Here is a 14,702-nt window from a genome sequence, read left to right as displayed (position 1 = left end):
TTAAAGATCGATTTCGATTGTTTTCTTTTTGTTTTTTTGGCCGGATAAAATTCGAATCTTACTTTTAGGAACTTTCATTTCTTTGGAAATAGATTCAATCACTGCTTCGTTTGCTTTTCCTTCTAAGGCTGGTTCTCGAACCGCGATCGTTAGAACTCCGTTTTCTTCCTTTCGAATGAAAACCTTTTTAGAGTTCGGCTTTACGTAAACCGTAAGTTTCATCTTTTTGTTTTAGGCGATTTCTTGTTTTCGACGAAACTTTCGGGTCAATAGATATATCCCGTCCACTTTAAAAATGAGACTGGAAATGAAAAAAATTAAGACTGACGGAAATATCACTAAACTTAAATGAATTCTAGAAGATTGTACGTAGTCGATCCCAATCGATCTCAAATAATTTAGAATCGTCGAATATAAGAAAAATTGATGAAAAAAAAGATAACTTCCCAATAACAAAAACGGAATCGACATTTTGGAAATTTTTTTAAAGATTTCGATCCAAGGGAATCCGACTTTGTGTTTTTTCAAAAAGATTCCTAAAAGTAAAAAAGTGACTATAGCAGAAATCGCAGAAGATAAGGCGATCGCAGAATGTTTTAAAAACCAAATCAAAGATAAATTCAAAACGATGTTGATCGTAAACGATATTGACTGAATCCGAAGAGGAGTTTTTGTATCTTGAAACGCATAATATGAAGAAATTAATATTTTATTAATACTAAAAAAAGGAATCGCAATAGAATAAAAAACCAAGGGTTGAATCGCTGTGCGAGTGGCAATGTGATCCCATTTTCCTCCGAAATAAATAGAATCTAAAATTGGACCCGCAAGAAACGCCATCCCAAGAGCAGCAGGTACTGTCAAAAATAATGCGAACTCAAGCGCGCCTGCAAGTTCCTGACGTATAGAAGACCATTCTTCTTTTTTAAGAGATTGCAAAAGAGCGGGCAAAATTGTAGTGGCAAGTGCGACCCCGATGATCCCAGTGGGCAACTGAACCAATCTTTGAGAATAATCTAAACTTACGACTGCACCAAGTCCTGGATTTTGATTTTGTACCCAGTTAGCCAAAAAAATATCTACGAGTAAACTCAACTGATAAAAACTTCCGCCTAATGCTGCTGGAAGCATCAGTTTAAAAATTTTTTGAATGGATGGATGTTTCCAGTTCCAGTTGATTTTAGGCGTGTCTTTATTTTTCCAAACATACCAGACCTGAACCGCCAGTTGTAAAAAACCTCCGGTAACAATCGCAAAACAAAGTACAATCACTCTATCGTGTAAATCTTCCACAAACGGGAACAAACAAATAAAAACGAATAGATAACATAAATTCAGAATGATCGGAGAAAGAGAAGGTACAAAAAAACGATTTTTAGAATTGGAAATCGCCATAAAGATAGCGGAAAGACTAGCAGTAACGATTAAAAAAAACAGAATATAAGTAAGCTCTATTACTAAATTAGAATATTCTTTTGTTCCTCCTACAAGAATAGGGAGAAAAAAAGGAGAGAAAAGAAATACGATACCCACTAAAATAGATAAAATAAAAAATAAAAAAGACAAAATCGCTCCGCTCATTACTTTTGCTTCTTCTTCGCTTATTTTACCGGACTCTGCGTAAAGAGGAAGAAAGGATTGAGACAGTGTACCTTCCGCCAAAAGATTACGAAACATATTAGGAAGACGATACGCCACCGAAAACGCCGAAGCCACCATACCGGTTCCAAAGGAAACGGCCATAAAATGATCTCGAAGAAGGCCTAAAATTCTAGATAAAAACGTATAAAAAGAAAGAGCGATACTACGTGAAGCTGCGTTGGACAAAGATTAGGTTCCTAGAAGTTTTTCTAGGTATCGAACCCCGTCCATGCTATTTAGGTCAAACTGAATCTGACAAGCGGGACACTGGTATCTTCCCGGTTTAGAAACCCGAATTCGAGAAGAACAGGCTCCGCAATAAATGATTTTTTTTGGAAAATTTTTTTCCGTCTGAATCGCTTTTTCCAAAGCCGACTTTGCGGAATACTCTTGGGAAGTTGGGTTTAAGATAGATTTGATTTTTATATCTGATGATTCTTCTAACTGAGAAGAAGAAGAAGAATCCGATTTTAAGGAGGAAGTTTTCTCCTCTATTTTAGAGGATGATTTCAAAGAAGAAGTATCTACTTTATAGAGTTCTTTTTCTTTTTGTGAAGCTTCTTCTTCGTTTAAAAAGGCCTGTAATCTCTGAGATTGACTAGCAAGTCCGAAAGAACCTATAGACTCCGATTTCAAAGATTCGTTTCCAACTTCGGGAACGGTTTTAATTTCCGGAATAAAAATATCGCGTGAAGTTTCACTCTTACGAGAAGAATAAAATTGAACCGGAGAATTTCTTTGGATTTTAGAAGTAGAAGAAACGGAACTTCTTTGATCTAAAATTTTGATCGAAGAAAGAAATTCCTCGGCACGATTAGAATCGTCAAAAAAAGAAATCGATCTTCCAAAACCTAAAAAACTCAAAAGAGTTTTACATTCTTCGTTAAACGCGCAGTAGGCGGAAGAAGCGCCTCTGTTTTTCAAAAAATTTTCGAACCTAGCAAGAACTTCGATCCCTTCGGATTCAATATATTCTAATTCCTCGCAAAAAAATAAAAATTTACGGATTCCTTCTTCCCATTTCGATTTTAGATACGAATAAAAATCCTCAGCACTTGCAGAATCCAAACGTCCTTTTAATTTAAGTTTTAGGATATTTTCGGAAAGTCTGGATCTGATTTCCACTTTTGTTTATCCTAAATAAATCGCGTCTAAAACTTCTTCTTTGGAAGTAAGATCGATTTTAGAAACGGCTGGTTCGGTTTTCATTATGACTTGAGAAAGACTCGCTTCCGTTTTAATCTCTGTCGTTTCTATTTTCTGAATCGCTTCGGTTGCCACTGTAGTTGGTTCGAAAGATTGAGTTTGTGACGTGGTCTGCAAATCGGATGAAGATAAAACTGGTTCTGTTTGTATCGATTCAGGGTTCTGCTCGGAATTTCCCAAACTTCCAGGAAAAACGACCGAACTCAAAGGACTAGAATGTTTTGCAAGAACCGGAACATGAACTTCTTGCGAATGAGAAACTTTTTCTACAAAAGGTCTGGAACGATCGTTTTTAGAGCCCATCAAAGTCAGAAGTAAATATACAAATTCTAAAAATAAAGCCGCGCCTAAAGCAATCAAAGAATCATTTCTAAGAAGCCATTCTAAAAGTTCCGTTTGCTGAAAAACGAACTTACGAAAGTTTCCCCTGTCGTAGATCATATGAATCGCGGCGACTCTTTCTAATTTTATTGGATGATAGATTGCCGCTGAAAGAAGAATTTCCGGTTCGTTGATTTCAGGAAAAAATTTTTCGAACTTAGAAAAGAAAAAACTCTTAGAAATAAAATCTTTCTTTTGACTCAAAAGAACCGGAATACTGACCTGCCACTTGCGAAGATGAAAAGCCCTGGTGTAAAGTGGATCTTGATATAAAGAAATCGGTTTTCTTTTTTTTAAGTTTTCTACAAGATATTCCGGATTGGAATGAGCTAAAACGATACCTTCCTCATTGGTCAAAAAGATTTCCTTGATTGTATAACCATCTGCGTCTTTTTCAGAGACTTTGACAAACCTAGAAAAAACGAAATTCATATCTTCGTAAGAACCGCTTACTCCGGAATTTTCCGCGGCCTTAGCAAGAGCGCTTAATGTGTCCCTGGCTCGATTGTCTGAGCCAATTTTCAAAAGTTCAAATGAGGCCAAAGAAGATTCTAAAAAAGACCAGGCGACAATTCCAAGAGCTATCGATTCGCAAACGATCAATAGCAAAAGAAAATAGAATATACTTTTGAAAATCTTCACTATCCATCCAATCGGAAGAAAATAGGTTTTCTCTTGAGAATAAAAAAGAATTCCCAATCACTTTTCATAGAAAACGAATGATTTTGATAAGAGTTCCCACAAGTTCGGAGTTTATCCGTGAAAATCTTAATTAGTAAGAGTTTCCACAAGTTCGAGGTTTATCCGTGAAAATCTTAATTTGTAAGAGTTCCCACAATTTCGAGGTTTATCCGTAATTTCTTAATTAGTAAGAGTTCCCACAATTCAGGGTTTATCCGTGAAAATCTTAATTTGTGAGAGTTCCCACAGTTTCGAGGTTTATCCGTAATTTCTTAATTAGTAAGAGTTCCCACAATTTTAGGGTTTATCCGTGAAACTAAGACGAACTTGCATTCATCGGTTCTAGGAAAGAACATAGATTCTTTTTCAAATAGGAAATCAATTCGTCTCTTTTATGAAGACCAAAATCGAGACCTAAATCTTTTACGCTCGTCATATTCATCCAATTTCGACCACAAGGATTGATACAACGAAACGTTTTCAAATCATTACTTAAATTAAATGCAATACCGTGACTGGTAAAAAAGGATTTAAAATTCACTCCGATCGAACAAATCTTTTGAGAGGGATTCGATTCCAGATATAAACCAGGAGAATCAGAATCGGAAATCAAGTGCAAATCCCAAGTAGACCTGACCGAGTCGATAACGGACCTAAGTAAATTCTCTAAATAAAAACGGATGGAAAGATTTCTCTTTTTTAAATCCACATGAGAATACAAAACGAGTTGTCCGGGCTCATGAGCGGTAAAATCTCCCCCTCTTTGGATCCAATGGATCTGAATACCCATCGATTCCAGAAATTCCGGCTTAACTAAAAGATTCTCAGGATTATAATTGATTCCGCCGGTGATTGTAGGAGCGTGTTCCAAAAATAGAATACATTCCTTCCGAAACTTTCGCAGTTTATCCTGCATTTCCAAGTAACGGAGGTAAGGAATTTTTTCTCGAAATTCGATCATTTTCACAAGATTCTTTATATGGAAAAACTTTTAGAAGTCATCTCTTTTATCCTACAAAAATCTCCCAACGGAAGAGATCGTTTATCTCTCTCTAAACTGATTTACTATTCGGACGGAGTTTACTTTCAAAAAAACGCAAAACTAATTACAAACCAGACCTATATCCATTTAGAAGATTCTCCTTGTGCACTGGATTTACAATCCGCCTTGCTTCACTTGAGAAAAAACGGTCTAATTGATATCCGTCCTAGATTAACGGAAAAAGGTATTTCCGGATTTCAGATTGTATGGACGGGAGAACCGGGAGAGGAAGCGGTAGATCTCAACCGACAAGAAAAAAGAATCATTCGTAAGGTATTGGAAAATTTCAAAAATGCAGTTTATGATGAAAATAGAGTGTATCCAAATTTATACGAAAATTATATCATTTCACCTCTGTTTGCAGAAATTCCGTTTAGTATGGATACTTTAAATACCAAAATTCACTTTTTTAAAAGGAAAACGCTTTTAAATATCTCTGGTAAAATTTTTAAGGTACTATTTAGCGAATAGCGGGGCCTAAAATGCAAATAACCGTAATGAAAGGTAAAATCCACCGGGCCACGGTAACAGACGCAGACTTAAACTATGAAGGTAGTCTGACCGTGGATATGAATCTTGTAGACGCTGCGGGAATGCGAGTATACGAAAAGGTTTCCGTAGTAAACGTAAACAACGGAGCCCGTTTTGAAACCTACATCATAGAGGGAAAAAGAGGTTCCGGAGAAATCTGCTTGAACGGAGCAGCTGCAAGACTAGGGATGAAAGGCGACAAGATCATCATAATCACCTACGCCCAAGTAGAAGAAAAAGAACTTCCTCCAGACTACGCCCCTAAAGTAGTCCATGTTGACGAAAAAAATCGAAAACGTTAATTTTTACCAAAAAACGACTTCCCCTACCTAAGTTCCGGCTTTCAAAGGCCGATATAAATTAGTAAGAATTCCATCGGACCAGAATAACTATGAAATCTTTTTTAAGAATCTCTGTTTGCCTGCTACTTCTTTTCGTAGGTCATACTACCTTTGGCCAGAACGCAGAAAAAACCGATCCAAACAAAAAGGACGGAGGAACAGAATACTATCCACTTGCCTATTACGACGAACGTCTTTCCGTTAAGAACATTTCTTTCTTTCGCAGACATTCCGACAACGGTAAAGGGGAATTTCTGGATGTAATGGTGGAAATGGAAAATAGATCTTTTGATCCCGCAAAATTTTCCATTTACATTTTAGCGATCAACGAAACGACTTCGATCAATCCAGAAAAAAGGGATCTAGTACCTTTCCCAAAATGGAGAGGATTTGACGTAGAAAATAACACTTTTGTAATCAATTTTCAAAATCTAATGCCTAAGCAATTAGAACCCAAAGCGGTTTGGGGAGAAGAAAAATACAACAAGGCAAAAAAAGATTATGATGATCGTATCGCTCGAGGTGAAATCGTAAGGATGTCAAACCCTTCTTTGACGGAAACCATAACCTATCTCACCAATCATTCCGAAAACGCACTTGAATTTACGATTTTCGGAGAACAAGGACCTAAAAAAGATCAGGTGCTCATCAGTAACTTTGTAGATCAAACCGAAGAGGAAAGAAAAAAACAAGCTCACGAATCCTTGAGCAAACATACTTATACGATCTACAGCGCAAAATATAAAACTACCCTCATGTCTCATCACTATACGGAATATAGACCCGGTTACCTAACTTATAATAAGGTAGTCGTTTTGATCTTCAATCCTCTCAAAGAAAAGAATAAATTGGTTTATAGAAGATTTATAGACATCGCCGGAATCAAGCTTCTCAATTAAGAATTTTTATTAGGGCGGAAAAAAATTTTCGCCCTAATCTTAACCACTGAACCTGAGTTTGACGTAAAAATCTAAACTCTTATAAAACGTGTATAAACTCCCACAAAACTTAGGCTTTAGAGACTTTAACAATTCATTATCAATATGAAAATTAGTATTTTCTTCTAATCTAATTCTATTACGCCGAACTCATCTTAAAATAACATGAACCTGAAGTAAGAAATCCATTTTATCTTAAGTCAATTTTTTCGTAAAAAATAAATGTGGGAACTCTCACAAATCGTGGATTCACCAGTTTAAACTTTGAAAATTGTGGGAACTACTATAAAATTCAAAAAGAATCATCGTCCAATCGGATTTGTGCACAAAATCGCTGTTTTGCGGCCATCATTAAAATTTAAATCCCATTTTAACATGAGTTCGGCGCGAGAAAAAATTTTCTAAAAGTAGTAGTTCCTACAATTTTAGAATTTGTTCGTAAAAATCGTGGTTTGGTAAGAGTTCCCACATCATTTTACAGACAAACCTAACTTTTGTAAGAGCCCACACATCAAATATGACCAGGTTCAATTGTTATAAACTTCTATTTTATAAATTGTAGTAGTTCCCACAAATTACGTCTCTTTTTATCCTTTTTGCGATTTTAAACCATACTTTTCAGAACGAAATTTTGCAGTAGTTCCCACATTTAAAGAATGGATCTATAAAGTTCAGATTCCAACTTTTTTCAGAATTATGGGTTCTTATACCGAACTTATCTCAAAATAAGTTTCTTTTCTAATTAACGTGAGTTCGACATAAGAAAGCTGGGGCGAATCCGGCTTGCCACAGGCAGCCGGACCAGGCTCTTTAGCTTCGGTCAAGTTATTGTGAAACTACAGAATCAGATTCAATTTTCATAAAATACCAATAACTTGATCCCACAACGCGACCCTGCAGAGCGACCCTTAGGGAGCGATGCATTGAGTTTCAGGAAAGCGTTGTGCTTTAGTTTCCAACGCGATTCATAGGAAGCCATAACCAACCACACAAGTTGAAAGAAGATTTTAGAATCAGAAGGATAAAAACGCACATTATTCAAGTGTTCCGACAAGAATGAATCTTTTTACTTGCAAAAAGTATGTTTTTCTGATAGAGAAAAGTCTTCCGAACTTCTGCCCCACCCAAAAATAGGAAAACTAAAGCACAACACAACGCTCTCTATGAATCGCGTTGTGGGGTGGGAACTCAGTTTTACAGAGGACTTGTCGTAATTCCGACAGATCTATATTGAAATCTAAATACTTGTGGGGTTGGTTATGATAGAGAGAGCGTTGTGCTTTAGTTCATTCATCGATCCCTTTCGCGTTAGCCCTGCTCACGTTAATTAGAATTTTGTAATTACTCTCAGTTTGAGAACATGTCAACTCTTCCCGCATTCTTTGAAAATGGATTGTTTTTTAAACCGTACGTGTATGAGTTCTCCAAAAATGATTCAGAGCATTTAAAAATGACGTTTGGAAATAAAATAGAAAATTTTTGAGATGGTTTTTATTTTGAATATATCGGAAAAAAGTTTTATAAAACGCTTAAACTCATTTTAAATTATAAAGACAATTTTCAAAACGATTTTTTTATGCGGAATGTAGAAATGCTAAAGATTGATCTTTCTTAAAATAAAAAGAATCAATTTCAAAAACTAAAGCACAACAGATGAACAGATTTTTAAAAACCAAAAAAAATCCAGTAACGAAAAACAAATCAATTTTTACTGTAACTTTTTAATGAATGATTCTAACGGTTTCCGATAACGATCAATGCTTTCAGGAACATAACGCATCGACCAATCCAATTCGTTCATATTCTTTTCGATCCAACCAATCGCGTGGTCCCAACGACCATCGGAAAGAAAATCAAAAAAATAAGAAGAATTCATATACCGATATGAATCCATAATATCTAGAATATCCCGTTTTACCGGAAAACTCTGGATGTTTTCGCTTTCTGAAAAGAAGCTATTGTCCATTGGTTCTATTCTAAGAACCGGTTCCAAGACTGTCCATCTTTTTATTATGTTCACATTGATCTTCTGCCCAAAGCGTCAGTTGCGTTTCTTCTGGTATATTTTCGAACTCGGAACTCTTTTTTTCTTTTTCGTTTTTTTTGCCATGAAGTACCTCTTGACGTCTTTTTTTTACCTTATGCGCCTCTTCCAGTATTCCCTCTAATTTCTCCTCTAAAAAATAACGAATTTGACGATCTATTTCATTCTCCGTTTCTTTTACTAAAACCATACATTCCTCCAACATTACTTGAAAAGAATACAAAATACCCCGGACAAAGATTTTCGGAAAGACTGGATTTATTTAGGAAACTTGAAAAAAATTGTCCCGAAACGGACAAACTTATGTTAAACATACCGGAACTTACAGATACCCTTTTAAGCGGAAAAGACATAGATGTAGAATACAAATTCGTTTCCGAAGAAGACCATCAACAGCTCTATAATTTATTGCTTAATATTTTAGGAAAAATAGACAGACTCTTTTTAACGGAAGTAATTTCCACCGTCCTAAAAGAAATATTGATGAACGCAAACAAAGCGAACGCGAAAAGAATTTTCTTTCTCAAAAAAAATTTAGACATTCATAACGCAGATCACTACTCGAAAGGAATGAGAACCTTCCAAGAGGAAATTACACATCATTGGGACGACCAAAAAGAAATTTTACAAAATAGCGGTTTTAAAATTCATTTCCGAGCTAAAATGATTAACAGTAGTTTGGCGATTTTAGTGGAAAACGATTCTGCACTTCTACCTCAGGAACTAGATCGTATTAAAAAAAGAATCGAATCCGCTAAAAAATACAACGATCTTTCCGATGCGTTTATGGATATTTCCGATTCTCAAGAAAGCGCCGGACTCGGTTTGGTTTTAATTCAACTCCTTTTGAAAAATTCCGGAATCGGTTCCGATAAATTCAAAATCGATACGGATGGAAAACTGACTAGAGCGACTTTAATTGTACCCCAACAAATTGTTCCCATAGAAATTACCACCAAACTCAAAGAAAAAATTCTAATGGAAATAGAAGGACTTCCACCTCTTCCAAATACTTTGACTAGAATCATTTCTTTGTGTAACAATCCAGATTCGGATTTAGGAATTATAGCGAGTGAAATCGAAAAAAACCCGGCCCTCAGTGTAGACTTGTTAAAACTTTCCAACTCAGCGGGATTTGCGAGTAGAAACAAAGTAAATACGATCGTTCAAGCGGTTAAAGTAGTAGGTCTTAAAAACGTAAGAAACCTTCTCTATGTTTCCGGAGTAAGAAAAATCATGGATGGACGTTATGCGAAATTGCAAGAAGTTTGGAATCATTCCAACATGTGCAGTTTTTTCATTCGACAAATTGCAGGTAGAGGTGGAATGACCAGAGTCGCAGACATTGCCGCGGCAGGTGCACTTCTACATGACTTGGGAAAATTCATTTTGCTTTCTCTCAATCAAAGATTATTTATAAAACTGACAAACTATCAAAAAGACAGGGACTTCGGAAGTTCTACAATCTTAGAAGAGATTTCCATCGGAATCTCTCATCCAACGTTAGGCGCTCTTCTGGCTAAAAAATGGGATTTTCCTCCCGACTTAGTTCAAATGATAGAATTTCATCATAGACCTTTATGAACGTGGGCAGTGTTTATCACGATTTAGTAGAATTGGTCTATCTAGCCAATATGATGATGGATTGTATCGATAAAAAGGCTTCTTTCTTTACGATAGATGAAACGATACTACATAAATACGATCTCGCAGATAAAAAAATCTTCGAAGAAACCTGCGAAAAACTTAGAAAGTTATATGAAATCGCTCGGATGGAGAATTAAAAAAATCGTTTGAAAATCGATTCCTTATTATCCTTAGAAAAAATCGGTTATAAACCAACCGGAAAAACGATTTTAGATTCGGTAAGTTTTGAAATCAAAACAAACGAACACTGCGTTCTTTTAGGAAGAAACGGGGCCGGAAAAAGTACTCTTGTAAATTTGATCTACGGTATGATCTGGGCGACTTCCGGAACGATCCGTTTGTTCCAAGAAACCTATGGAGAAATATCAATACAAGATTTGAGAAAACGAATCGGCATTTTAGATTCTTCCCAACAGGAAAATTCAATTCAAAGAAAACTTACCGTAAAGGATACGATACAAACTGGATTATTTCATACAATAGGCTATTATAGAGATCCTTCTCCAGAAGAAGAAATCAAAACGTTACAAATCTTAAAAGACTCGAACCTACTTTCTAAAAAAGACCAGTTATACAATACTCTTTCTTCTGGTGAAAAGAAGAAAATTTTATTTTTACGAAGTATAGTCAACGAACCGGATTTTCTCATCATGGACGAGCCTTGTTCTTCTTTGGATTTAACCGCAAGAGAAGACTTTTTAAGATTTTTAAAAGAATTTCATTCTAACAAAAAATTTACCTCTCTTTATATCACACATAGACCGGAAGAAATTCCAGAATTTTATTCCAAAGCGGTTTTACTGAAAGAAGGAAAAGTAATCCACTTCGGTCCGATCGAAGAATGTTTCACGGAAAAAAATCTAGAATATCTTTACGATATCCCACTTCAAATTCAAAAAATCGAAGGTATTTGGTCAGTGATACCAAAACAAAAACGAACCATTTAATCCATCGTAATAAAAAAAACACATTCAAAATCTATTAATAAACTACTTGATTTTATTAACCTAAAAAACGTAAACCCATCAGAGCACTCTTTTAAACTAAAGCGTCTTACTTCCTAAACTCGGTGCATCGCTTCCTAAGAGGCGCTCTGGAAACTTTAGCAAACGTTTTTCTGAATGCCCATCTCCAGAGAGGCATTCTCTGAGCTTTCCGGGTCGCATTATATATTAAAACTAAATAATATTTTTATATACTGCTTTCCATATACAATTTATTGATCAAAACTAAAGAGTCCAGTCCAACCAACTGCGACGAGCCGGATTCGATTTTCTTACATTGAATTCATGTTAACTTAATTTGTAAGAACTAACGCTAGAAATTTTAGCGATAAAAGATCTGTTCTAAGAGATTTAATTCGTGGGAAACTCATTTTCGCAAATCTAAGTTTTACAATTAGATTTTAAAAATACATATTCCAGACAAGAAAAATGAATATTTAAAAATTCGTAATGTGACTTAATTTGTAGGAACTACCACAAACTAGGATTTTACAGTAAAACTTAACTATTCTTACTGATCTCTATAAAATTGAGTACCGTTAATTTTATCACAAAACACTGATTCCATGCAAAATATTAGATACTTTATTATATAGTTATGAGTAGGATAAAGAATCTTGGGTCCTAAAAATCAATGTAGCAACTACTACTTTTAAAAAAACTTTCCCTAATTTCTTACATAAAATTCACATTTGATTGAAAGTTTCAAGATAACTTACTTTTAAATACGAAAACAGATTTTCACTATTCATCCTTATTACTCACAAATTATAAAAAACAGCTGCTTAACGCAGAACCTTAATTACTCTATTTTATAAATCCAAGCAATACATATATAAAAGAAAATTAATATTATTTTTAGTTCGATTTTTACAAAGATTAAAGTTACTCAACCATCTTATCGATTCTTACAAAATTAAGTAGCGTAAATTTTTATTGCAAGAGCTGTTCTGCTTCAGCGCGAAATACTGGATATTTTATTATATAACTATGAGTGGCTTTATTCTAAAGCTTTAGGTAGTTCGTAACTTACAAATTCACAGTCTGGAAAACGATTACATTGATAAAATTCTTTCTTTCGAGAACTTTTTTTCTTTTGAAGAATACCATTTTTACAAACGGGACAGATCCCCCAACCGGCCTCTTTTCTCTTTTGCCAAACCGTAGCCCACGAAATAAATTTACTATTTTGAATCTGAGTCTGTAGGTCCGACCAAAGTCGGTTTAATATAGAAACAGAATCGATTTCGTTTTTTTCAATTCGATCCAAATCGGATTCTAATTCGGCTGTAAACTTTTCTCGAAAAAGTTCTCCGAAGCCAGACTGTAAAAAGAAATTGACCTTCTCTCCCAATGGAAATGGATAAAAAAATTTCTTTTCTTCATAAACATATTTTCGTTTCAAAAGAGTTTCCGAAACCGTAGCGTAAGTGGAAGGCCGACCAATTCCTTGTTTTTCTAATTTTGCGACTAGGGTACCTTCCGAATATCTAGACGGTGGTTCCGTCTGTTTTTTTTCACATTCCACCTTTTGAAGGTTAAATAACTCTCCCTTTTCCCAACTAGGATTCGTTTTTATATCCATTTCGTTTAATATTTTGTAACCTGGAAAAATAGTTTTTTTGGTTTCCAATTGAAAACATTCCCCAGAGGCAAAAATGGAATATTCCGTTTTCATAAATTCTTCGGCGGGAAGTAAAGACGAAATAGTTCGTTTCCAAATCAAATCGTAAAGAGCCGCTTCTTCCTTTCCTAAAAACTTTTTTACTTCTTTTGGAGTTAAAAAAGGATCCGTAACGCGGATCGCTTCATGAGCGTCTTGTATTTTTTTAGTTGATCTTATGACTTTACGTTCAAGTGGACTGGCAAAAGTTTCACCTAATTCAGAGGAAATCCAGGATTTTGCACGTTCAACAAAATCAGAACTTAAACGTACTGAATCCGTTCTCATATAAGTGATCAATCCATTTCTTTGACCGTTTCCTAGATTCACTCCTTCATAAAGTTTCTGAGAAAGGCTCATCGTTTTTTTAGAAGAAAATCGTAATTTTCTAAATGCTTCTTGTTGTAGACTCGCGGTTTGAAACGGAGGTGGAGGAAAACTTTTTCCTAGAGATTCTTTTTTTTCGGAGATACAAAGTTCCTTCTCTTTTTGAACGTTTTGTTGGATTTGATCAGCTTTTTCTTTGGAAAAAATCCGATCGCCAGTTCTACTGAAAATCCCATCTATCCCTTTTTGATCTATTCCATATAATAGTATATTATAATATATTTCTACTTTAAAATTCCTAATTTCTTCTTCTCTTTCACAGATCCACTTTAAAGCGACAGATTGCACCCTTCCCGCGGATAATCCAGGACCGATCTGTTTCCAAAGTACCGGACTGATAAAATAACCTATCAACCTATCTCCGATTCTTCTAGTTTTTTGTGCATCTACTAAAGATTCATTGATCGTATCTGGATTTTGTAACGAATCTAAAATCGCGCGTTTTGTAATTTCCGTAAAACGAATTCGAAAGACATTTGATTTTTTTTGCAAACGATCTCTTATATAAGCGCTGATAAATTCCCCTTCCCGATCCGGATCCGTTGCCAGAAAAATTTTTTGAGATTGTTTTGCAGTTTTTATAATTTCAGAAAGTATCTTTTTTTTTCCAGGAAGAATCACGTATTCCGGTTCAAAACGATTTTTTAAATCCAATCCGAGCGTAGCTTTCGGAAGATCGGCGACATGACCTAGGGTTGCAAGAATTCTAAACTCTTTTCCTAAATACCCTGCAATGGTTTTTGCCTTGGATGGGGATTCTACAATGATAAGCGAAGACACCGAATTCTTAAATTTTGGTTTGTTATCAGGTTTTCAACTAGAATCTATCTCAAAAATATTTTATCTTTACTTAAAATACGATTTTTCTAAGATATTTTTGAAACAGTTTCTAAATGTCTTTTTCTTAAATCCGATTTTTTGATTTTAGAACTGAATAACATAACGGATTCTTTTTAAAACGTTTTTTCTTTCGAAAACAGTTTCAAATCTTATATTTAACCTGAGTTCGATATAACTAATGCGAAAGAGATCGATGAATGAACTAAAGCACAACGCTCTCTATGAGGCGCGTTGGAAACTCAACACAACGCTCTCTATGAATCGCGTGTGGGTCAGTTATTGGTATTTTATAAAAACTGAATCTGGTTCTGTAGTTTCACAATAACTTGACCGAAGCTAAAGAGCCCGGTCCGGCT

General features: G+C 35.2%; 12 protein-coding genes and 1 pseudogene. 5 read left to right on the top strand and 8 right to left on the bottom strand.

Translation table 11 applies throughout. The features are described from left to right. The 5 genes from LEP1GSC049_RS222415 to lipB form a co-directional block, all read right to left on the bottom strand. The gene (locus tag LEP1GSC049_RS222415; protein ID WP_004755096.1) at positions 1–222 is read right to left on the bottom strand and encodes a DUF167 domain-containing protein; all 222 of its coding nucleotides are present in this window, start codon (positions 220–222) and stop codon (positions 1–3) included. A 9-nt stretch (positions 223–231) separates the two neighbouring features. Further along, positions 232–1,827 carry a murein biosynthesis integral membrane protein MurJ gene (gene murJ / locus LEP1GSC049_RS222420; protein ID WP_004758375.1) on the bottom strand — a complete coding sequence of 532 codons (1,596 nt, stop codon included), beginning with the start codon at positions 1,825–1,827 and terminating at the stop codon, positions 232–234. Between the two features lie 3 nt (positions 1,828–1,830). Continuing rightward, positions 1,831–2,766, bottom strand: coding sequence for an STAS domain-containing protein (locus tag LEP1GSC049_RS222425; RefSeq protein ID WP_016560532.1), 936 nt, complete (start codon positions 2,764–2,766; stop codon positions 1,831–1,833). A 6-nt stretch (positions 2,767–2,772) separates the two neighbouring features. After that, positions 2,773–3,927 carry an LIC_12071 family protein gene (locus LEP1GSC049_RS222430; protein WP_004763630.1) on the bottom strand — a complete coding sequence of 385 codons (1,155 nt, stop codon included), beginning with the start codon at positions 3,925–3,927 and terminating at the stop codon, positions 2,773–2,775. 298 nt (positions 3,928–4,225) lie between these two features. Then, positions 4,226–4,870, bottom strand: coding sequence for a lipoyl(octanoyl) transferase LipB (lipB, locus tag LEP1GSC049_RS222435; protein WP_004754331.1), 645 nt, complete (start codon positions 4,868–4,870; stop codon positions 4,226–4,228). A gap of 18 nt (positions 4,871–4,888) precedes the next feature. Between lipB and LEP1GSC049_RS222440 the strand changes: the two genes are divergently transcribed. The 3 genes from LEP1GSC049_RS222440 (at position 4,889) to LEP1GSC049_RS222450 (ending at position 6,722) form a co-directional block, all read left to right on the top strand. Next, positions 4,889–5,422 (top strand): type II toxin-antitoxin system antitoxin SocA domain-containing protein, encoded by a 534-nt coding sequence (locus tag LEP1GSC049_RS222440; protein ID WP_004755376.1) that lies wholly within the window; start codon positions 4,889–4,891, stop codon positions 5,420–5,422. Between the two features lie 26 nt (positions 5,423–5,448). Continuing rightward, a complete protein-coding gene (gene panD / locus LEP1GSC049_RS222445; protein WP_016748660.1) occupies positions 5,449–5,784 on the top strand; it encodes an aspartate 1-decarboxylase in 336 nt (111 codons plus the stop codon). An 89-nt stretch (positions 5,785–5,873) separates the two neighbouring features. Then, entirely contained in the window at positions 5,874–6,722 is an 849-nt protein-coding gene (locus tag LEP1GSC049_RS222450; protein ID WP_004753608.1) for a hypothetical protein, read from the top strand. A 1,747-nt stretch (positions 6,723–8,469) separates the two neighbouring features. On the opposite strand, the gene LEP1GSC049_RS0204780 is transcribed toward LEP1GSC049_RS222450, so the two are convergent. Both LEP1GSC049_RS0204780 and LEP1GSC049_RS222455 read right to left on the bottom strand, forming a co-directional pair. Next, on the bottom strand, positions 8,470–8,754 hold the full coding sequence (locus LEP1GSC049_RS0204780; RefSeq protein WP_016748659.1) for a hypothetical protein: 285 nt from the start codon (positions 8,752–8,754) through the stop codon (positions 8,470–8,472). Beyond that, the gene (locus tag LEP1GSC049_RS222455) at positions 8,738–8,995 is read right to left on the bottom strand and encodes an LIC12077 family protein (protein ID WP_004758427.1); all 258 of its coding nucleotides are present in this window, start codon (positions 8,993–8,995) and stop codon (positions 8,738–8,740) included. The genes LEP1GSC049_RS0204780 and LEP1GSC049_RS222455 overlap by 17 nt, the downstream gene beginning before the upstream one ends. Before the next feature lie 113 nt (positions 8,996–9,108). Between LEP1GSC049_RS222455 and LEP1GSC049_RS15045 the strand changes: the two are divergent. Further along, positions 9,109–10,589, top strand: a pseudogene (locus LEP1GSC049_RS15045) (HDOD domain-containing protein). Between the two features lie 9 nt (positions 10,590–10,598). Beyond that, positions 10,599–11,399, top strand: coding sequence for an ABC transporter ATP-binding protein (locus LEP1GSC049_RS222460; RefSeq protein WP_004753756.1), 801 nt, complete (start codon positions 10,599–10,601; stop codon positions 11,397–11,399). 1,057 nt (positions 11,400–12,456) lie between these two features. On the opposite strand, the gene topA is transcribed toward LEP1GSC049_RS222460, so the two are convergent. Continuing rightward, on the bottom strand, positions 12,457–14,286 hold the full coding sequence (gene topA / locus LEP1GSC049_RS222465; protein ID WP_016560414.1) for a type I DNA topoisomerase: 1,830 nt from the start codon (positions 14,284–14,286) through the stop codon (positions 12,457–12,459). Positions 14,287–14,702: the final 416 nt, after the last annotated feature.

It is taken from the genome of Leptospira kirschneri serovar Cynopteri str. 3522 CT, assembly GCF_000243695.2.
GTDB lineage: Bacteria > Spirochaetota > Leptospiria > Leptospirales > Leptospiraceae > Leptospira > Leptospira kirschneri.
The sequence above is the reverse complement of the archived record's forward strand: the minus strand, read 5'-3'. Positions and strand labels throughout refer to the sequence as shown.

What these genes read in the sequence shown, in the direction of transcription:
- LEP1GSC049_RS222415 (WP_004755096.1), bottom strand. Translation starts at nt 222, where the DNA reads ATGAAACTTACGGTTTACGTAAAGCCGAACTCTAAAAAGGTTTTCATT.
- lipB (WP_004754331.1), bottom strand. Translation starts at nt 4,870, where the DNA reads ATGATCGAATTTCGAGAAAAAATTCCTTACCTCCGTTACTTGGAAATG.
- LEP1GSC049_RS222440 (WP_004755376.1), top strand. Translation starts at nt 4,889, where the DNA reads ATGGAAAAACTTTTAGAAGTCATCTCTTTTATCCTACAAAAATCTCCC.
- panD (WP_016748660.1), top strand. Translation starts at nt 5,449, where the DNA reads ATGAAAGGTAAAATCCACCGGGCCACGGTAACAGACGCAGACTTAAAC.
- LEP1GSC049_RS222450 (WP_004753608.1), top strand. Translation starts at nt 5,874, where the DNA reads ATGAAATCTTTTTTAAGAATCTCTGTTTGCCTGCTACTTCTTTTCGTA.
- LEP1GSC049_RS222455 (WP_004758427.1), bottom strand. Translation starts at nt 8,995, where the DNA reads ATGGTTTTAGTAAAAGAAACGGAGAATGAAATAGATCGTCAAATTCGT.